The sequence below is a fragment of the Stenotrophomonas sp. STEN023 genome, from assembly GCF_056760135.1.
The window spans coordinates 14,112-33,042 of sequence record NZ_JBRREF010000054.1 but is presented as its reverse complement, the minus strand read 5'-3'; the positions used below and the strand labels follow the sequence as shown (position 1 = coordinate 33,042).

At 63.2% G+C, this 18,931-nt stretch carries 19 protein-coding genes; 6 read left to right on the top strand and 13 right to left on the bottom strand.

Going from position 1 to position 18,931, the window contains the following annotated elements:
* Window positions 1-171: 171 nt before the first annotated feature.
* The 6 genes from ACVOLV_RS15010 to ACVOLV_RS14985 form a co-directional block, all read right to left on the bottom strand.
* Entirely contained in the window at window positions 172-816 is a 645-nt protein-coding gene (locus ACVOLV_RS15010; protein ID WP_282272667.1) for a rhomboid family intramembrane serine protease, read from the bottom strand.
* Window positions 817-857: 41 nt separating this feature from the next.
* Complete coding sequence (locus tag ACVOLV_RS15005) at window positions 858-1,301, bottom strand: MGMT family protein (protein ID WP_481555082.1); 444 nt, start codon at window positions 1,299-1,301, stop codon at window positions 858-860.
* Window positions 1,199-2,122 (bottom strand): DMT family transporter, encoded by a 924-nt coding sequence (locus tag ACVOLV_RS15000; RefSeq protein ID WP_481555084.1) that lies wholly within the window; start codon window positions 2,120-2,122, stop codon window positions 1,199-1,201. The genes ACVOLV_RS15005 and ACVOLV_RS15000 overlap by 103 nt, the downstream gene beginning before the upstream one ends.
* A 303-nt stretch (window positions 2,123-2,425) precedes the next feature.
* Complete coding sequence (gorA, locus tag ACVOLV_RS14995) at window positions 2,426-3,778, bottom strand: glutathione-disulfide reductase (RefSeq protein ID WP_481555081.1); 1,353 nt, start codon at window positions 3,776-3,778, stop codon at window positions 2,426-2,428.
* Window positions 3,779-4,022: 244 nt separating this feature from the next.
* Window positions 4,023-5,228, bottom strand: a complete 1,206-nt coding sequence (locus ACVOLV_RS14990; RefSeq protein ID WP_481555080.1) for a DUF418 domain-containing protein — start codon at window positions 5,226-5,228, stop codon at window positions 4,023-4,025.
* Window positions 5,229-5,486: 258 nt separating this feature from the next.
* On the bottom strand, window positions 5,487-5,966 hold the full coding sequence (locus ACVOLV_RS14985; RefSeq protein ID WP_481530891.1) for an FKBP-type peptidyl-prolyl cis-trans isomerase: 480 nt from the start codon (window positions 5,964-5,966) through the stop codon (window positions 5,487-5,489).
* 110 nt (window positions 5,967-6,076) lie between these two features.
* On the opposite strand from ACVOLV_RS14985, the gene ACVOLV_RS14980 reads away from it, so the two are divergent.
* From ACVOLV_RS14980 to ACVOLV_RS14970, 3 genes are all read left to right on the top strand, one after another.
* Complete coding sequence (locus ACVOLV_RS14980) at window positions 6,077-6,610, top strand: C40 family peptidase (protein ID WP_481555079.1); 534 nt, start codon at window positions 6,077-6,079, stop codon at window positions 6,608-6,610.
* Window positions 6,611-6,716: 106 nt separating this feature from the next.
* A complete protein-coding gene (locus ACVOLV_RS14975; protein WP_481555078.1) occupies window positions 6,717-7,460 on the top strand; it encodes a C40 family peptidase in 744 nt (247 codons plus the stop codon).
* 219 nt (window positions 7,461-7,679) lie between these two features.
* Window positions 7,680-8,996: a sigma-54 interaction domain-containing protein gene (locus ACVOLV_RS14970; RefSeq protein WP_481555077.1), complete on the top strand. Its 1,317-nt coding sequence runs from the start codon at window positions 7,680-7,682 to the stop codon at window positions 8,994-8,996.
* Between the two features lie 30 nt (window positions 8,997-9,026).
* Here the strand turns inward: ACVOLV_RS14970 and ACVOLV_RS14965 are convergent, their stop codons facing one another.
* From ACVOLV_RS14965 to ACVOLV_RS14940, 6 genes are all read right to left on the bottom strand, one after another.
* Complete coding sequence (locus ACVOLV_RS14965; protein ID WP_481555076.1) at window positions 9,027-10,346, bottom strand: transporter family protein; 1,320 nt, start codon at window positions 10,344-10,346, stop codon at window positions 9,027-9,029.
* A 50-nt stretch (window positions 10,347-10,396) separates the two neighbouring features.
* Window positions 10,397-11,155: a hypothetical protein gene (locus tag ACVOLV_RS14960; protein WP_481555083.1), complete on the bottom strand. Its 759-nt coding sequence runs from the start codon at window positions 11,153-11,155 to the stop codon at window positions 10,397-10,399.
* Between the two features lie 18 nt (window positions 11,156-11,173).
* Window positions 11,174-11,872 carry a C39 family peptidase gene (locus ACVOLV_RS14955; protein ID WP_481555075.1) on the bottom strand — a complete coding sequence of 233 codons (699 nt, stop codon included), beginning with the start codon at window positions 11,870-11,872 and terminating at the stop codon, window positions 11,174-11,176.
* A gap of 149 nt (window positions 11,873-12,021) precedes the next feature.
* A complete protein-coding gene (locus ACVOLV_RS14950; protein WP_481555074.1) occupies window positions 12,022-13,425 on the bottom strand; it encodes an adhesin in 1,404 nt (467 codons plus the stop codon).
* 47 nt (window positions 13,426-13,472) lie between these two features.
* Window positions 13,473-14,108, bottom strand: a complete 636-nt coding sequence (locus ACVOLV_RS14945) for a hypothetical protein (RefSeq protein ID WP_481555073.1) — start codon at window positions 14,106-14,108, stop codon at window positions 13,473-13,475.
* On the bottom strand, window positions 14,105-14,638 hold the full coding sequence (locus tag ACVOLV_RS14940; RefSeq protein WP_481555072.1) for a hypothetical protein: 534 nt from the start codon (window positions 14,636-14,638) through the stop codon (window positions 14,105-14,107). The genes ACVOLV_RS14945 and ACVOLV_RS14940 overlap by 4 nt, the downstream gene beginning before the upstream one ends.
* A gap of 154 nt (window positions 14,639-14,792) precedes the next feature.
* On the opposite strand from ACVOLV_RS14940, the gene ACVOLV_RS14935 reads away from it, so the two are divergent.
* A complete protein-coding gene (locus tag ACVOLV_RS14935) occupies window positions 14,793-15,083 on the top strand; it encodes a hypothetical protein (RefSeq protein WP_481555071.1) in 291 nt (96 codons plus the stop codon).
* A gap of 22 nt (window positions 15,084-15,105) precedes the next feature.
* On the opposite strand, the gene ACVOLV_RS14930 is transcribed toward ACVOLV_RS14935, so the two are convergent.
* Complete coding sequence (locus tag ACVOLV_RS14930; protein WP_303749570.1) at window positions 15,106-16,437, bottom strand: dicarboxylate/amino acid:cation symporter; 1,332 nt, start codon at window positions 16,435-16,437, stop codon at window positions 15,106-15,108.
* A gap of 151 nt (window positions 16,438-16,588) precedes the next feature.
* Between ACVOLV_RS14930 and ACVOLV_RS14925 the strand changes: the two genes are divergently transcribed.
* Both ACVOLV_RS14925 and ACVOLV_RS14920 read left to right on the top strand, forming a co-directional pair.
* The gene (locus ACVOLV_RS14925; RefSeq protein ID WP_481555070.1) at window positions 16,589-18,289 is read left to right on the top strand and encodes an alkaline phosphatase; all 1,701 of its coding nucleotides are present in this window, start codon (window positions 16,589-16,591) and stop codon (window positions 18,287-18,289) included.
* Window positions 18,286-18,813: a WG repeat-containing protein gene (locus tag ACVOLV_RS14920; protein WP_481555069.1), complete on the top strand. Its 528-nt coding sequence runs from the start codon at window positions 18,286-18,288 to the stop codon at window positions 18,811-18,813. Before ACVOLV_RS14925 ends, ACVOLV_RS14920 begins: the two co-directional genes overlap by 4 nt.
* The last annotated feature ends 118 nt before the right edge of the window (window positions 18,814-18,931 follow it).

Below are 18,931 nucleotides of genomic sequence, written 5' to 3'. Positions count from 1 at the left end.
CGCTACATCGTTCTGGCTTTTGTCGATAAAACCTCTGCCGGGCATGGCTCGGCACTACATCGTTCTGGCTTTTGTCGGTAAAGGCTCTGCCGAGCATGGCTCGGCACTACATCGTTCTGGCTTCTGTCGGTAAAGCCTCTGCCGAGCATGGCTCGGCACTACAGTTGCTTGTTACTTGACGCGACGCAGGTGCGGGCCGCGCTTGTTGAACGGTGGTTGCCCGCGCCAGTAGCGGATCAGCAACCAGCCAAACAGCATGCCGCCCAGGTGCGCGAAATGGGCCACGCCCGGCTGCCAGCCGGTGAAACCCAGCAACAGTTCAATCGCACCGAACACGATGACGAAGGTACGTGCTTTCATCGGGATCGGCGGGAACAACAACACCACCCGCTGGTTCGGAAACAACATGCCATAGGCCAGCAGCAGGCCGAACACGCCGCCAGAGGCACCCAGCACCGGGTTGTACTCACCGGCAAACGCAGCCACCAGCAACTGGCACAGGCCGGCGCCGACCACGCACACCATGTAATAGGTGAGGAAGCGCTTCTCGCCCCAGGTCGCCTCCAGCGGCGCACCAAACATGAAAAGCGCCAGCATGTTGAAGAACAGATGGCCGAAGCTGCCATGCAGGAAGCCGTAGCTGAGCAGCTGCCACGGCTCGAATCCCGGTGAATCGCTGAAGACCTGCTGCGAACCCAAAGGCCACAGCATCAACTGGGTGAAGATGCCCGCCGTCTGCGGAAGCTGCTGCAGCAGGAACAGGACGACGTTGGCGATCAGCAACGTCTGGGTGATCTTGGGTAGGCGCGGGAACATGGTGGCATCCGGGGAAACTGGCTACATCATAGCCGCAGCGACTAGCCCGGGCCCCAGATCGCCTCGTCCAGGCTGCGCGGCGGTTTGGGCCGCTTCACCCTGCCGTTCTCCACCGCCACGCCCTCGGCCCGCAACCGCTGGCTCTGTTCGCGCCAACCGCGCGAGCCCTCGGGCATGGCGATACGCCCGTCCGAGCGCAGCACCCGATGCCAGGGCAGCTCCGGGTCCTCATTGCTACCCAGCAAGCGGGCGACCAGCCGTGCACGACCGGGCAATCCGGCCTTGGCTGCCACTTCGCCGTAGCCCAGCACCTGCCCGCGCGGAATGGCACGGATGGTCGCAAGAATGCGTGCGTGACCGGCGGCCACGGCGGCCTCGGCGCTCACCGCTTCTTCGCCACGCCGCTGCCCACCAGCAGCACGCCGAACAGCACCAGCACCGTCCCGGCGCTTTGCCACAAGCCCATCGGTTCGTCGAGCAGCCATACGCTGAGCACAATCGTGGAAACTGGCCCCAGCATACTCACCTGCGCGGCCAGCGAGGAACCAATCCGCTTGACCCCGATCATGATCGCCAGCACCGGCAGGACGGTACACAGCGTGCCATTAAGCAGCGACAGCCAGTACACCGGCGGCGCGTATTCCCACAGCGCATCCCAAGGCTGGAACAGCAGGTACTGGCCGATGCACAGCACGCAGGCCACCATGCTGGCGTAGGCGGTCAGGCGCACCGCACCGATCCGCACCACCGCTTGCCCACTGCCGAACAGGTACACCGCATAGCTCAGCGCACTGGCGAACACCAGGGTCGAGCCGATCAAGGTGCGCCGCCCTTCAAGCTGGATGTCATGGCCGAAGGCCAGCAACACGCCGAGGTAACTGACCAGCAAGGCCGCCACCTGGATGCGGGTGGGCCGTTGCTTGAGCACCACCAGCGCGATCAGCACCACCAGCGTGGGGCTGAGATACAGGATCAGCCGTTCCAGCGTGGCGCTGATGTACTGCAGGCCGAGGAAATCCAGATAGCTCGACAGGTAATAGCCACTGAAGCCGAGCAGCAGCACCCGCCAACGGTCACCGACAGACAGCGGCCGCGCGCGTCGTGCCGCCCACATGCCCATGGCGAAGAAGAACGGAAACGCGATCATCATCCGCAGCGCGAGCAAGGCGGTGGCGTCGGTGCCATGCCGGTAAGCGAGTTTGACGATCACCGCCTTGCCGGATGCGGCAATGGCGCCGGTGGCAGCCAGCAGCAGGCCGCTGATCAACAAGCGACGCGAGCTGGTGGGCAATGTTGGCGCGGCCACTGTGGCCTCGCGCTGGTTTGGAGCAGTCACGCTGTTACGGCATCCGGGGGAGATGGCTTTCTATTATGGGCGCTGCGGGATTTCTACGGGCTGACGGGTAAGACCAAGGCGTTTACCGGAGAAGAAGCAAGATCAACCGCCCCCCTCCCCAACCCGCCCGGCCCGAAGGCATGGCCTTCGGCAACGGGAGGGAGCAGAAGCAACGTCCGCAATCTCAGCGTCAGCCTCCTCCCTTGCGCGCAGCGCAGGGGAGGATTGAGGAGGGGTGCTCTTGGCGCTATCCCTGCTACGAAGCCAAAGACCTCAACGCATCAAAACAACCTCCTCCGCCGAAGTCGGATGGATCGCCACCGTCTCCTCCATCTGCCGGCGCGTTACACCAGCCTTCACCGCCACCGCAAATCCCTGCAGGATTTCGTCGGCGCCTTCACCCAGCAGATGGATACCAACCACCTTCTCGTCCTCGCCAGCACAAACCATCTTGAACAGACTGCGCACCTCACCCTGCCCCAGCGCCTGCAGCATCGGCCGGAAGCGGCTGTAATACGTGCTCACCTTGCCAAAGCGCCTGCTCGCTTCTTCCTCGCTCAGGCCGACACTGCCCAGCGGTGGATGCGCAAACACCACGCTGGGGACGTTTTCGTAATCGAGCCTGGCCTCCGCTTGCCCGCCCAACACGCGATCCATCAATCTGCGTGCCGCCGCAATCGCAACCGGCGTCAAGGTCACCCGGCCAGTCACGTCGCCGACCGCATAGATGCCCGGAACCGAGGTGTTCTGGCACTCATCCACCTCGACCTGCCCTTTCTCGCCCAGCGTCACGCCGGCCTGCTCCAAACCCAGTCCGCGTGTATTCGGGCCACGTCCGGTGGCGAACAGCACGGTGTCGAACAACGCCTGTTCGGGCCCATTATCAAGCTGTGCGCGGATCTGTTTCTGCTGCCGCTGCAGCGCTTCCACCTTGCAACCAAAGTGCAGCTCCACGCCCTGCAAACGCAGGTTCTCCGCCAACTGATCCGACACTTCCGCATCAAATTTATCCAGCAGACGCTGCCCGCGCACCAGCAAGGCGACTTCGCTGCCCAAGGCACGCAGTACACCGGCAAGCTCCACCGCGATGTAACCACCACCAACCAGCGCTACCCGATCGGGCCGCGCCTGCAACGCAAAGAAGTCATCCGAAACGCCACCCAGCTCCGCACCCGGCAGCTCTGGTTTAAGCGGATGCGCACCGGTCGCGATGACGATGTGCTCGGCGCGGAATTGCGTCCCGTCCTCGCACTGCACCGAATGTGCATCAATCAGGTGGCCACGGCTGCTGATGCGAACCACCCCGGTCTCGTCCAGCCGCTTCTGGTAGCTGGCGTGGATATTTGAGATGTAATGCTGGCGTCGCTCCAGCAGCGTTGGCCAGGCCAGCGCCGGCTCCGCCGGCACGTCGAAACCCATCCGCCGCGCCAGACCAATGCGCTCGGCCAGGTCCGCTGCCAACCACATCGCCTTCTTCGGCACGCAGCCTACGTTGACGCAGGTGCCACCGAGCGGCGCGGGCTCCAGCATCGCCACTTTGGCGCCATAGGATGCGGCGCGGAATGCAGCGGCCAATCCACCCGAGCCACCACCCAGCACCACCACGTCATAGTTGCGTGCACTCATTGATAGCACTCCGCGCGGAAGGACACAGCGGTGATTGCAGACGCCTGCCCAGTGATCAACTCAGTCATAAATTGCCGGCTCCAACTCATACGTATGCCGAGCATGCCACGAGCGGCCGCTATCCATCTGTGAGCATGGCGCGGCGAACATGCCGATATCGGCTACCGGCTTCATCAGCCACGCTGCGCCGCCTCGCCTCATACCATCTGGAATCTCGATCAAACAGCATGCTGGCGCGGCCGGATCAGCGTCGCAGTGGCGGCAATTGCAGGTAAGTGCACGCACGCCACATCCATTCCACCGGGCCGAACTGGAAGCAACGCAACCAGACGTGGCTGATCACCAGTTGCAATGCGAACAAACCCACTGCAAATACCAGCTGCCACGCCCGCCCCACCTGTTCAAACCAGCCAAGACCATAGCCATAGAACAGCAAGGTGCACACCAGCGATTGCCCGAGGTAATTACTCAAGGCCATGCGCCCCGCCGGTGCCAGCCAGTGCAGGTAGCGGCTCCAGCGCACTCCCCACGCCAAATAGCCCAGGCACATCAGCAGGCCGGCAACCGCAGTCACCGCATATGCAGCGGCACCGCGCATATCGAAGCGTCCTGGCGGGGTGTATGACTGCAGATAGACGCTGCAAAGCATCACCGCGATGCCAAGTGGCAGCAGCAACCAGCGCAGTGCAGGCCACAACCGCGGATAGCGCGCGGGTTCGGCGATGGCACCGCTGCGTGCGAACCAGGCACCGATCAGAAACATGCCCAGCACCTGCGGGCCCACAACCAGCAACGCACCGAGCGAAGCAGCGACGTCGCGCAGACGCTGCGCAACGGCCTGCACGTAACTACCGTGTCCGTATGCCTGCCGCTGCGCTTCGATTGCGCTCGCTGCAGCCGATGCCTGCGCGCTGGCGGCATCGGCCGGGGCGAACTGCATCAGTGCGCCCAGCAACAGCATCAGTGCGGCCGCCCCCAGATAGGCCATCGTCCCCAGCGCGGGCAGCCAGCTGCGCGGCGCCTCGCGGAAGGCCAGCAATACGAAGGACAGCAACGCGTACGCAACCAGGATGTCGCCGGACCACAGCAGCACGGCATGCAGCAAGCCGATGATCAACAAACCCAGGCTGCGGCGCAGATAGAAGCGGGTGAAGTCGCGCCCGGCGATGCTTGCCCGTTGCGCCATCACCGCGAAACCGGCACCGAACAGCAGTGAGAACAGGGTGAAAAATTTGCCTTGCACGAAGACGTAGACAAAGGCATCGGCCCAGTAGTCCCAGCCCTGCCAATGCGGATCGATGCCGGTAAAGGACATGTCCATCGGCCCGCTGAAGGCCTCCATGTTCATCAACAGGATGCCGAACAGGGCAAAGCCGCGCAGTACATCCAGAGTCGCGATGCGCTCATTGGCCGCCACGGGCTGAAAAGCAGAAGTGGACACCAGCAACATCCTTCAGCGACAGGAGCGCGATTAGAGCACGCCAGATCAATGTCGTGCCGAGCCATGCTCGGCAGAAGCCTTACCGGCAATGCCTCACCAGCCACCCTCACCCCAACCCCTCTCCCGCAAGCGGGAGCGCGGCTTTGAGCAAGAAGCGAGGGCCGTAGTGCCGAGCCATGCTCGGCACTACATGCCATCCGCCCCGCAACGCAGAACGGCCCGCGTGGGCGGGCCGTTCCGGCGCTGCATTGCCTTGCGGCAACCCGCTTAGTGCTGGTGACCGCCGTCGCCGTGGACGTGGCCGTGCTGCACTTCTTCTTCGCTGGCTTCACGCACTTCGATGATCTCCACGTCGAAATGCAGGTCCTTGCCGGCCATCGGATGGTTCAGGTCGACGTCGACCACGGTCATGCCGACCTTCTCGACGGTGACCGCGCGCGGGCCGAAGTTGGTCTGCAGGATCACCTGGGTGCCCGGGATCAGCGGGGTCTTGCCGAAATGCTTCTTCGGCACGCGCTGGGTCATACCCTCGCGACGCTCGCCGTAGGCGTCGGTCGACTTCACGTCCACGCCGAAGCTTTCGCCAGCTTCCTTGTCCATCATCGCCGCTTCCAGGCCCGGGATGATGTTGCCGTGGCCGATCAGGATGGCCAACGGATCACGGTCCTTGGAGCTTTCGATCGGCTCCTGGCCAACTTCGGAGACGGTGTAGTGGAAACGGACGACGCGGTCTTTTTCGATCTTCATGCGCAACTCTGATAAATGGCTGCCCGCTGGCAGACGTTGGGACGGCTTGTCGGCCGCCGGGGACGCCGCCATGATGACGGCCTTCTAAGGTGGCGCATTATCCGGGCTCCATGCACATCACGCCAGTTTTCCGCATTCGTTCGTGGCGCCTGCCCGCCACACTGCTGACCCTCGCGCTGTTGACCGCCTGCGGGCACAACCCGCCCAAGCGCGGCGCGGCGCCCGATCCCGGCCGCAATAATTCGCCGGTTGCGCCCGCAGACCCCGCCGCCGCAGCCTCGGTGCTGATGCGCGCTGTGGGCCTGGTCGGAACCCCGTACCGTTACGGCGGCAATACACCGGAGTCCGGTTTCGACTGCAGCGGCCTGGTCACCTATGTCTACCGGGACATGCTGGCGCTGAACCTGCCGCGCACCTCGCGCGAACTGGCCGCCATCCAGGGCCCGAAGATCGCGCCTGACCGACTGAGCGCCGGCGATCTGGTCTTTTTCGGCAATAAGGGCAACGTTTTCCACGTAGGCATTTATGTAGGTGAAGGCCGCTTTGTGCACGCTCCCAGCACCGGCGGAACCGTCCGCCTGGACCACCTCGACGGGGCCTACTGGCGCGATCATTACACCGGTGCGAAGCGGGTATTACGGTAAAACGAGACATTCCCCGTGAAAAATAACGATTATTTAACGAAATTTGTACCTATCCACACGTTTCACAGGGCATGATCGCCCATCGACTTTTTCAAGTGACTGCCGCGTGACGACTGACAACACGTCCCATCCGAGCCAGCCAAAGATTTCATCGCTCAACTTCCGCCGCCTGATCTGTGCCGCGGCACTGGCCCTGGCCAGCCTGCCCGCCCTCGCTCAGAGCGCTGATACCGCCCCGGCAGCCAAGCCGGCTGTGGCCAAGACCGAAGCACCGCGCAGCAAGGCTGACAGCGCTGCTGCCGCCACACTTGCCGCGCTGCTGCCGCATCTGGCCGCCAGCGACACCATTCCGCTGATGGACCGCTCGGCGATGTTTGCCGGTGATCTCAGCCGCCTGATTTCCGCTTACGACGCCTCCAAGGGTGTCTCCGCTGCCACCGAGGCAGCGCTGGCCAACGATTCCGACGGCAAGGTGCAGTCCATCCTGCGCCGCGCCATGACCCTGTTGGGTACGCCGTACCGTTGGGGCGGCACCTCGCCGGACGCCGGCTTTGATTGCAGTGGGCTGGTTGGTTACGTGTTCCGTACCGCCCTGGGTGTCGAGCTGCCGCGCGTATCGCGCGAAATGGCCAGCCAGGCCAATGCCGAACTGATCAACGACCGCGCGGCACTGGCCGCCGGCGATCTGGTGTTCTTCGGCCGCAAGGGCCGCGTCGATCACGTCGGCATCTATGTCGGCGAAGGCCGCTTCCTGCATGCCCCGAGCACCGGCAAGGACGTCCGTACCGACACCCTGCTCACCGGCTACTGGGGTGACAAGTTCATGCAGGCACGTCGCATGGCGCTGTAAGCGCCCTGCCGGCAACTTCCTGTCAAGCCGCGACCTCCGGGTCGCGGCTTTTTTATTGTCCGACGCCAATGCCTTTTTCGTAACTTTTCCTGCACAAAAGTTAATACGAGCCACCCGGCAACTGCCCGTAACAAAGTGCCAAATACGATTGCGCATGCGCGAATCAGGGGTATATCGTTGCCGCGAATGGAGCAGTGACCAGGCATGGCGGAAGCACAAATGTCAAGTACACGTTGTGTGATCTGGTTTGGAAATCCGGGGGCAAGAGAGAAAGTGATGCTGGCTGCAGATGGCTGGCAGGTGCGGACGGTACTGCCCCAGCAACCCGCCGACATAGGCATGCGCGGCGGCGACACGGTGGTTGGCTTGATCGATTTCCGCACCAGTTCGGACAGCGAGCTGGAGCGCATCGGTGAGCTGACCGCCGCGCATCAGCACATGCCGCTGTTTGCCATCACTGCTGCCACCGAAAGCGGCGAAGTCACGTCACGTCACCCCCTGTTGGCCGCCTGCCGCCAACAATTTCCACACCCGCCGGACTTCAAGGAACTTCTGCGCGGCCTGCACGGCATCACCAGTGAAGTGCCACGACCAAGCAGCGAAGACGCGTTGGATACCCTGCTCGGCGAAAGCGAAGTGATGCTAGTCATGCGCGCGACGCTGCGCAAATACGCGCCGGTGGATCTGCCCGTGCTGATCACCGGCGAAACCGGCACCGGCAAAGAGGTCGCCGCGCATGCACTGCACCGCTTGTCTGCGCGCAGCGGCAAACCCTTCCAAGCGATCAATTGCGGCGCCATTCCTTCCACCTTGATCCAATCCGAACTGTTCGGCCACGAGCGCGGTGCCTTCACCGGTGCCACCAGCCGCCGCCAGGGTTTGTTCGAGACCGCGCACAACGGCAGCGTATTCCTCGATGAGATCGGCGACCTGCCACTGGATGCGCAGACCAGTCTGTTGCGGGTGTTGCAGGAAGGCACGATCGAGCGGGTCGGCAGCAACCAGCCGGTGGCAGTCGATGTGCGCATCCTCGCCGCAACCCACGTCGATCTGGAACGTGCGGTGGAAGAAGGCCGCTTCCGCCGCGACCTCTATTACCGCCTCAATGTATTGCGCCTGGCCATGCCACCGCTGCGCAAGCGCGATGGCGACATCGAACTGCTGTCACGCCAGTTCCTGCGCAACTTCCGCATGCGCCACCCGATCCGCGCACGCGGCTACACCACTGAAGCGCGCCAGGCCATGGATCGCTTTCCCTGGCCAGGCAATGTCCGTGAACTGCTCAACCGGGTGCAGCGTGCAGCCATTACCGCCGAAGGCGAACTGATCAGCAGCGCCGATCTGGAACTCAATCAGGCCTCGGACGGTGCGCAACTGAGCAAGGCACGCAGCCACGCCGAGCGCGAAACCCTGCTGTCCTGTCTGCAACAAAGCCAATACAACATCAGCGCCTGCGCCCGCCTGATGAAGGTCTCGCGGGTCACCATTTACCGCATGTGCCGCAAGCACCGCCTGGAACTGGAAGCGCTGCGTTGATTCCGCATTCCAAAGCCGGGGCCCGCATCCTCAAAGCATGTAAGGCACCTTGAACGCCAAGCTGAAGTCCGGTGCATCCGGGGTCAAACCAATACCCAGCATGCTGACGAAGGTGGCCTTTGACGTCAGCGCATAGGTCACACCCAGATTGAGCGTGCCGGCGTTGCCATCACTGCCGATGATCTTCATCCACTTGCCATTCTTGTAGCGGGTGGAGGCACGGGCGCTCATGCGGTCACTGAAGGAAATGCTCAGGCTGGTCCGTTCGTTGAAGGCGAACGCGATGCCGGCACCGAAGTAATACGAATCACCCAGCACCACCTCGCCCGGGTTGACCGTGTCCGGATTGGCATCGATGTCGTCGAAGCTGCGCTTGAACGAACGCACGTAACCGATGTTGCCGAACAGGATCGCCGGATCCGCACTCTTGACCATCGACAGTCCGATATTGGCCTGCCACAAGCCATTGCCGGTAGGTTGCTTGGCCGGCACCGCGAAACGGATGAAGTCATCGTCGTCGCGCTCGATCACCTTCCAATCCAATCCGTAAGGCTCGCGCCCGGTCGGAGCGGTGACCGCGCCGGTCAACACCGTCTCCGGGCGCCAGCCGCGTTCACCGAACAACTTGTAGTTGGCGCTGACAGTCACATCACCGATACCGGTGCCATGGGTTTCTTCCTGCGCGATCGCCGCCGCCGAACCACCTGCACCACCCTTCTGGTAAATGGTCTTGCGCGCGATGTAGGGCACATCAAGGTTCAAGGTCAGGCTCGGACTGACGCCCCAACGCGCGGCAAAATTGTAGGTCAGCGAATCGGACTCAACGTTCTCGATGGCGATATTGCCCAGGAAGATCGCGTCCAACGCCAGGAAGCCATTGAGGGTCAGCTGCTTCCGGTCGTAGCGCGCGTAGGTCATGCTGTTTTCCAGGGTCAAGCGCTGATTGAACAGTGCCGACTGCTGTTGTTTGACGTCATCAACACTGCGCCGCGCCGCGTCCTTGGCTTCCTTCGCCTCGGCAGCGCTGCTTGCATAGCCCTCGCCTGCGGGCGGAGTGCTTGCGGCCGCAGCCGGTGCCGCCGGAGCACTCGCCACTGCGGCCGTAGGCGGCTGCGCAGCAGGCAGCTGCGCGGTCTTGCCGCTGACCCGCGCCTGGATCGCCTGCACCTGCATGTCCAGCTCGCGCAAACGCCGCACTTCCTGTGCATAGCTGGCCTTGAGCGCCTCCAGCTGTGCGACCAGTGCCCTTACATCCGCCTCATCGGTACTGCCGGTAGTCGCCTCCTGTGCCAACACCTTGGGTGAAGCAACAGTCAGACTCACCAGCGCCGCCATCGCCAGTCGTTTCATTGGTGCATTCCTCTGCGTTGTACTCGCCAAAGCCCGTGCCGCGCACGGACTCACTGTCCGCCTACCCCGCCAATCCCCCGATTGAGCGTGATGGCCTGTGCCACGTTCTGCGCCAACGGCAGATTCCCCCCCAGTGATTGCCGCACCAGGTCTATCTGCAGCCGGTTGTTCACCACCTGGCCATCGCTGGTCAACTGGATGCTTTGGCCAACACTGCCGCTGCGCAGCCACTGCTGCACTGCGCCCTGGCCTTCGATGCTCAATTGCAGACGCGCGGCGTTGCCGTCAAAACTGGCTACCGCGCTGGCGCCAGCGGACTGTGCCGTGGCATTGCCCGCGACCGTTCCGCTACCGGCAGGCACCACGCCGTCGTTGCGCACGTTCAGATGCATGACGTTGCTGGCACGGTTGTCGTCGCCGGCAACCTGGACGCTCTGGCTGACGCCAGTGACGTTGTTCAAACCACTGCCATCGATGCTGCGGCCAGCCACATCAGGCAACGGCGCATTGGCATCGGTGATGTTGACGCTGGGGGTGAAACTTACCTTCGGCGCATTACCCTTGGTGAAATCCATGCCCAGCGCCATCGTGCCTTGCAGGTTCTGGCCAGTAGACGTCTGCCAGGTGGAGACCATGGTTACCCCGAACCAGGCAACCGCATTGCCGCCAACCGTGTAACGGCCGCGCATCAGGTTGAGTTCCGGGTCGGGTATTTCATGCAGACCCTTGCCGGGCTTGCTCTGGTTTTCCTCGCCATGGGCTGGCAGCGCGGCAGTCAGCGCCAGAGCCAGCAGGGCGAACTTGATCATGTTCATCACAACACTCCTTCAGAAGAGGTCGGCATGGGTAAACCCGAAATCGACCAACTCCGCATCGGTAATGGGGCCGCGTCCTTGACGTGCATACAGCGCGCGCGCACTCGGCTTTTCCGCGGGTTGCAACAGCACCGTATTGCGGTCGAAGTCGCTGCCTATCACCACGAACACCGCGCGCGAAGGCCAGGACTGCAGGAACTCGGCCATCGGCACCACGCGGTTGCCCAGGATGGGATCGGCAACCTCGGCCATGCCATCACGCACCTGCTTGAGCACGACGAAGTGGCGGAAGCCACGTACATCCATCAACACCAGGCCCGGAACCCGCAGGTTTGCCAGCCGGTCCTCATCGATCCGGTAGCCGCGCCCGCGCATGCCCAGCGATTCCACGTAACGCTTGATATCCAGCAACGAGAAGCCGCGTTGCTTGACCAACTCCGGGTCGGCCACGCCCATCATTCCCTCGATCACCGTCGCCTCATCGGTATTCAAGTGGTAGGCATGCTTGAGAATCGTGGCCAACGCGGCAGCACCACAGCTGTAATCGGTCTGCTGCCGTACCAGGTTGCGGAAGCGCCGCTCTTTCATGCTCTCGACCTTGCCGCTGTACAACGCCCCATTGGGCAGCACGCCGTTGAATGCCACCTCGCCGGCATGCAACAGGCCGGGGGACAACGACAACGCACAGATCAGCAGCAGGCAACGGAACATAAGCACAGCGCCTCCATGGAATGAGAAGGTGGGAGCCCCCTCCCGGGGGAGAGGAATGGGGGCTCCCGGAACCCGGCCATTGGCGGATGGCCGGGCTTGTTGCGCGAAGCAGGCGCGTCACCCCAATGGATGACACATCCGGTTACAACTTACTCACCACCACCGTTGGGCGGGGTGCCACCACCGGTTGACGGCTGTGCCACCGCCAGCGCGAGGCTGTTGGCCTGCAGGTTACCGGTGCCGGAGGACACGTTCACGCCGATGTTGCCCGACGCGCCAGAGAACGCACTGCCCGAAAGGCCGGCGGTATTGGTCGCATCAACCGCGATCCAATCGATGTCGATCACCTTGCCGCTCAAGCTGGCAGTGAGATCGGCGGTGCCCATCTCGGAGAAGCTCGAGGTGCCCTTCTCGTCGGTATCCCATGCCATGCCACCAACGCCCGGCTTGTACGGGTTTGCGACAGCACCCTGGGTCTGGTTGTCCCAATCCGAGTGACCGGTCTGGTCGCCGGCCGGATGCGTATCGCCCGACCAGTTGTCTACGTAGAAATTGCTCTTCTGGTAAGAGTTGCCGGTGCCGGTATAGGTGCCGGTGCCGGTGCCCTTGGTGGTGCCGGTGACCTTGCCACTCATGCTGATGGAGTAGCTGTTCACCAGGTAATCGTAGTAGCCGTCATTGTCGACGCGGTTACCCGAGGAGACCTGGTTCGAGCTGATGCTCGAGGTGGCGTAGGCACTGGTGGCGACCGAGGCAGCCAGAGCGTTCTTCTGCTCGTTGTTGTTGCCCGAGGTCACGTTCACACCGATGTTGCCGCTGGCGCCGGAGAAGGCATTGCCGCCCACGCCTGCGCTGTTGGTCACACCGTAGTTCATCGTGGTGTTGTTCATGCCGCTCTGGTTCACGAACACTTCCGCATCGGCCATACCGAAGCTGAAGGACGCATCCGCTGCCGACAATGCAGCTGCATTGTCCTGGGCGTTGTTGTCACCGGCGGCGACGTTGAAGCCCAGGTTGCCCGAAGCATCGGAACCGACATCATCGGCAATCGATGCATCGTTACTCAGCAGTCCGTTCTCGGCATGGTTGTTGGAGATCGACTGGCGGTTGTCGATGATGGCAATCGCGGCCGAGTCCAGATCGATGTTGCCGGTAATGGTCGGGTCGCCGGAGAAGTTCACGTCCGAGCTCAGACGCATGTCCTTCTCAAGGTTCACGTCCACGCCGTGGTTGTTCTTTTCCTTGCGCTCGTCGGCAGAGATGTTGGACGTCTTCTGCACGTTCTCGGTTACGGTCTTGTTGGACTCGTAGTTGGAACGCGTGTCGCTGTAGCGCAGGCGAGCTGCGGCATCCAACTTCAGGTCGATGTCGGTATCGACGTTGGTATTGATGTTGGTGTTGGTGTTGGTGTTGGTGTGCGTGCGCGTCTCATTCACATTGTGCTGGTGATTGATGTTCGCGGTCGCGTTCTGATCGTCCGCCGCATTGGCTGCCGCACTCATGGTGAATGCGGTAACCGCCATGGCGAGTACTGTCCATTTATTCGCTTTCATGGTGCCCTCTTCAGGTTTTCTGATGCATCGGGTGGATGAAGCCATGCTCACGGGGTGCTTTGCACGGAGATGCTGAATCTGTTCTCCGTTGCGTTGCCTGATCCCGCGATCTGATTGAGTTGCAGCACACCGTCAAATCCGCGCAATGCGGATGCCTCCACACCTACCCGTCGGGTAGTGCGCGGGTCGGTGGCGATGGGCTGCCCCCCTGCCGACGCGAGCACTTCGGATGAAGCCATGGCCTCATCACTTGCCTCGCGTATGCCCTGTGCGGCCAGCGTTGCATTGACGGAGTTCAACTCCGCATTGCCACCACCGCTGGCCTGATTGATTGATGCGATGCCGCTGGCTCCAGCCAGCGCATTGCCGCCGATGACCGCTGAAGCCTGCATCGGTGAATTGAAAAGATTGGCTTGCCGCTGCTGCAGGCTGCGCACGCTTGCCGATGCCTGCGCACCATTGGCCATGCTGTGCAGGTTGGCCTGCAGGTTGAGATCGCCCGCAGCCTGGTTGACCTTGATCGAGCCATCACTGCCGGCCAAGGCATTGCCGTCGATGCGGCTGTCAGCGGACAGATAGGACAACATCCCCGAGTAGCTGTCGCCGCGCGCTTGCGCCTGCGCTGCGCCTGCCAGCAACAGCGCCAGCAGCGTGACTGAGAGACGAGCGACGGAGGTGTTCACTTACCACCCTGCCCAGCCGGCTGGCCCAGCGGAAACTGCGCCAGGGCACCGCGTACCTGATCGCCGATGCCGCGTGTGGCACCGCCCACCGCGCCCATCGGCCCGCCGATGGCACGCGTCATCTGGTTGCCGGACAACATGCCATCGCCGCCGGTGACACGGCCCAAGGTGCCGCCGACCACACCCGTGGTCACGCGTTCCACCGTGGTCTGGCCGTGGCCGCTTGCCAAGCCATCGGCCATGCCGGACCCCATTGCGGCGTAGTCATCATCGCTGAGCTCGCTCATGCCACCAGCGCCCAGCGCCGAGCCGAGCTCCCTGCGTGGCGACGGATCGGCGATCAAGGCCATGCCGGGCGGTGCCGGGCGGTAGGCAGGACGTGCGGAAACATCACGCAGAAGCACGATCTCGCCCGGTTGCGGCTTTACGCCTTGCCGCGCGCCAGAGGCCAAGGCGGACTCGGTTACGGCAGTACCGATCAGCAAGATACCGATCAGGGCGGCATAACGATGTAGGGTCCTGCTGTCCATTGCGTCGTCCACTCGTACCAACGCGAGTGAGAGAGCAGCAACCGTGCCAAAGACTTTTTTTCTTTAAAACCAATCACTTGACTTATGCAAGCGGCGTTACAGGTGTATCCCTGTCACAGCCGTGCAGATACCCGGATCAGCGTATGGTGCGGCCGTGGATTGGCCGGAAATCAAGCGTGGCGTGGCTTTCACGCAGGTGTATCAGCGCTGTTACAGACAGTTGTTACACCTGCTACAACGCAAGGACGCCAGGCCGGCAATCGCCTTTGTGGGGGCCGCCGAAGCCGCGCCGCTGGCGGTACTGAAGACCTGGCAGCTTTGCCGTCTGCCCTATCTAAGTGCTTCGCGGCTTACGCCGCTCCCACAAAATGAAGAATCCGATGCCAGTTGCCTGGCATCGGATTCGGGGTGGCCCACCTGCCTGTACGGTCAGCGCCTTGAATGAAGCAAGGCAGCCGTGCTGATGCTCACTCCAGATGGCGTCCATTGGCGCCAGCGCCCATCGCAGGCGTACCCGCCGCGTCGTAGACCTGCTGGTCAAGCAACCCAGTCTCCTTGGCCACGATCACCGGCACCACCATCTGCCCGGTGACATTGGTCATCGTGCGCATCATGTCGAGGATGCGGTCGATGGCGTACAGGTAGCCAATCGCCTCCAGTGGCAGGTTGGCCGCGCTCAGCACCACCGTCGCCATCACTACCGCCGTGCCAGGTACGCCGGCGGTGCCGAAGCTGCCCAGCACCGAAGCGATCAGCACGATCACATATTGCTCCGGGGTCAGTGGCACACCGGTGTATTGGGCGATGAACACCGCACACAAGGCCGGGTAGATCGCACCGCAACCGTCCATCTTGATGCTGGCACCCAGTGGCACCGCGAACGATGCGTAATCCTTGTTGACGCCGAGGTTGTCGCTGATCGAACGCATCGCCACCGGCATCGCCGCAAAGCTCGACGAGGCCACGAACGCCACCTGCATGCCCGGCGCCGCGCCACGGAAGAACTTCCACGGATTCAAGCCGTGCGCAAGCAACAGGCCGCTGTAGACGATGACGATGTGCAACGCGCAGGCCACGTACAGCGCCAGCACGAAGTTGCCCAGCGGCAGCAGCTTCTCGAAACCGTAGCTGCCAACCAGGCCGGCGATCAGGCCGAAAGTACCCAGCGGGGTCATCTCCAGGACGAAGCGGGTCACCTGGATCATGATCTCGCTCATCTGGCCGACCAGCTTGCGCGCCTCGTTGACCTTCTCGCCCAGCTTGACCATCGCAAAGCCAAGCAGACCGGCGAAGAAGATCACCGGCAGGATCGAGCCACGCCCTGCCGCCAACACCTGTTCACCGGCCGCATTGGCCTTGGTGCCGATGCCGGCCAGCGCATAGAACACATTGGACGGCACCACATCCATCAGCACCTTGGCGATCGAGGGCACGTCACGCGGGGTGTAGGCCGTATCCACCGCCAGCTTCAGGCCACCGGTACCGGGCTGCATCACCGTACCGACCAGCAGACCTATACCCACAGCAAACGCAGCGGTGATGACGAACCACAGGAAGGTGCGGCCGCTGAGCGCAGCCACCGACTTCTGCCCGTGCAACGAACCGATGGCGTTGATCACAGCGAAGAACACCAGCGGCACCGCGATCATCTTGATCAAGGTGACGTAGAGCTCGCCCAATGGGCCAAAAAAGGTTTCGGCCGCCGGTCCCAGCGCCCAGCCGGCCAGCGCACCCAGCACGAAGCCGCCGACCACCCGCTGCCAGAAGGGGATCCGCAGCCAGGCAGAAACCACATTCATATCGTCAATCCGGGATAAACATCGAAGGCAGTCACCATAGCGCAAGGCCTGCGCCAGAACGATGCCCACACAGAAAAGCTGCGTGTCATATGCATGCCTTCCACGCTTGACCATAATGGCGGTCTGTATTCATCCAGCGGTAACAACCCCGATGCGCAAAGCCAGTTTCCTGTCCGCCGCCTTGTCCACCCTGCTGCTTGGCGCCTGCGCCAGCACCGGCCCACAGTCCGGCCCGGCCAACGCAGTCAGCGTTGACGTCCCCCAGATCACCCGTCCGGACGGTGAAACGCCGCAGTGGTGGTACCGCGACGGTGCCGCCCGCGCCGCCGGCAACGGCGCCATGGCAGGCAAGGCCAAGAACGTCATCCTGTTCCTGGGCGATGGCATGAGCCTGACTACCGTTGCCGCCGCGCGCATCCTCGAAGGCCAGCGCCGGGGCCAGCCGGGCGAAGAGAACCTGCTGTCCTGGGAACGCTTCCCGGGTACCGCGTTCAGCAAGACCTACAACACCGACTCGCAGACCCCCGATTCGGCCGGCACCATGACCGCCATCACCACCGGCGTGAAGAGCCACATGGGCGCCATCGGCGTCAGCGCCGGCAGCCGCAACAACTGCACCGACAGCCTGCCCAAGGGCCTGCTGACCTGGCTGCAGCTGGCCGACAGTGCCGGCATGGCCACCGGCATCGTCTCCACCGCGCGCCTGACCCACGCCACCCCGGCGGCAACCTACGCGCATTCGCCCGAACGCAACTGGGAGAACGACACCGACCTGCCAGAAGCCGCCAAGGCCGCGGGTTGCGTGGATATCGCCCAGCAGCTGATCTCCACCTCGCGCTACGGCCAAGGCCCGTTGGTTGCATTGGGTGGCGGCCGTGGCCAGTTCACCACCATCAACGAGCAGGACCCGGAATACGCCGACAAGGTCGGCCTGCGCCTGGACGGCCGCAACCTGGTCGCCGAATGGCAGGCCAAGCATCCGCAGGGCGCCTACGTGTGGAATGCCGACCAGCTCAAGGCTGCCGCCAACGCGCCAGCCCTGCTCGGCCTGTTCGAGCCGGACCACATGCAATACGAGCAGGACCGCCCCAAGGACCGTGCCGGTGAGCCCTCGCTGGCCGAACTGACCCGCGCCGCCATCGCCAACCTGTCCAAGCACCAGGAAGGCTTCGTGCTGATGGTCGAAGGTGCCCGCATCGACCACGCCAACCACAGCGGCAATGCGGCCCGTGCACTGGGCGACACCATCGCCATGTCGGATGCGGTCAAAGCTGCCGTTGACGCCACCTCGGCCGACGACACCTTGATCATCGTCACCGCCGACCACTCGCATACGCTGAACTTCGTCGGTTACCCGGCACGCGGCAACGCCATCCTCGGCAAGGTCAAGGACAAGGGCGGTGAAGACGGCATGGGCGCACTGGACCTGGCCCGCGATGGCATGGGCATGCCCTACACCACCCTGAGCTATGCCAACGGCCCGGGCTATACCGGTGCCAGCAACCAGCAGCCGTCCGGCCCGAAGCGCTTCCCGCATTCGCCGAGCAGCTTCGAGACCGCCAACGGCCGCCCCGACCTGACCCACGTCGACACCGAGCACCCGGACTACATGCAGGAAGCACTGGTGCCGTCCAAGAGCGAGTCGCATGGTGGCGAAGATGTCGGCATCTGGGCACGCGGCCCGGGCAGCAAGGCAGTCCGCGGCACGATGGAACAGAACACCATCTACCACCTGATCGTGCAGTCCACCCCGCGCCTGCGTGAGCGCCTGTGTGCCTTGGGTACCTGCGACGCGCACGGCGTACCGGTCGAACTGCCGCAGCCGGTCAAGTTCGAGCGCAAGGCGCAGTGAGTCTGCTCCGGCAACGTGCCGGGTGGCCAGTGGCAGCAATGCTGTCACTGGCCACGGTGCCAGCGATCGCGCTGGCCGATGAGGCTTGCTACCGGATGGACACCGATACGTTCAAAATTCTGGACGGCTGCAAGCGGGCCAGCGATGGCAGACTGATCGTCACCGAAACGGCGCTGGCGCAGCTTGAATACGATGCTGATGGGCTGACCTCGGTCATTGCCGGCAAGCAGCACTACTACCTGCGTCGCGATGGCCGCCACCTGCCGGTGATCACCTACGACAACGGCCCGGATTACTTCGAGGAAGGCCTGACCCGTTCCATGGTCGATGGCCAGATCGGCTACTACGACCGCCAACTGCAGCCGGCTTTCGCCGCCCGTTTCGATTGGGGCTGGCCATTCAAGGACGGCATTGCCGAAGTCTGCCAGGGCTGCGCGCCAGGCAAACCCGATCCTGGCGGCCATACCGCCGTCGAAGGCGGCAAGCACTACCGCATCGATCGCCAGGGCAAGATCCTGCCCTGAGCCGGGTTTGTGGGAGCGGCGTCAGCCGCGAAGCCGGCATCAATGGAATCGCCAGCCAGTCTGCAATCTGAAGATCCACCTGTTTCGCGGCTGACGCTGCTCCAACAGAACGCCCCGA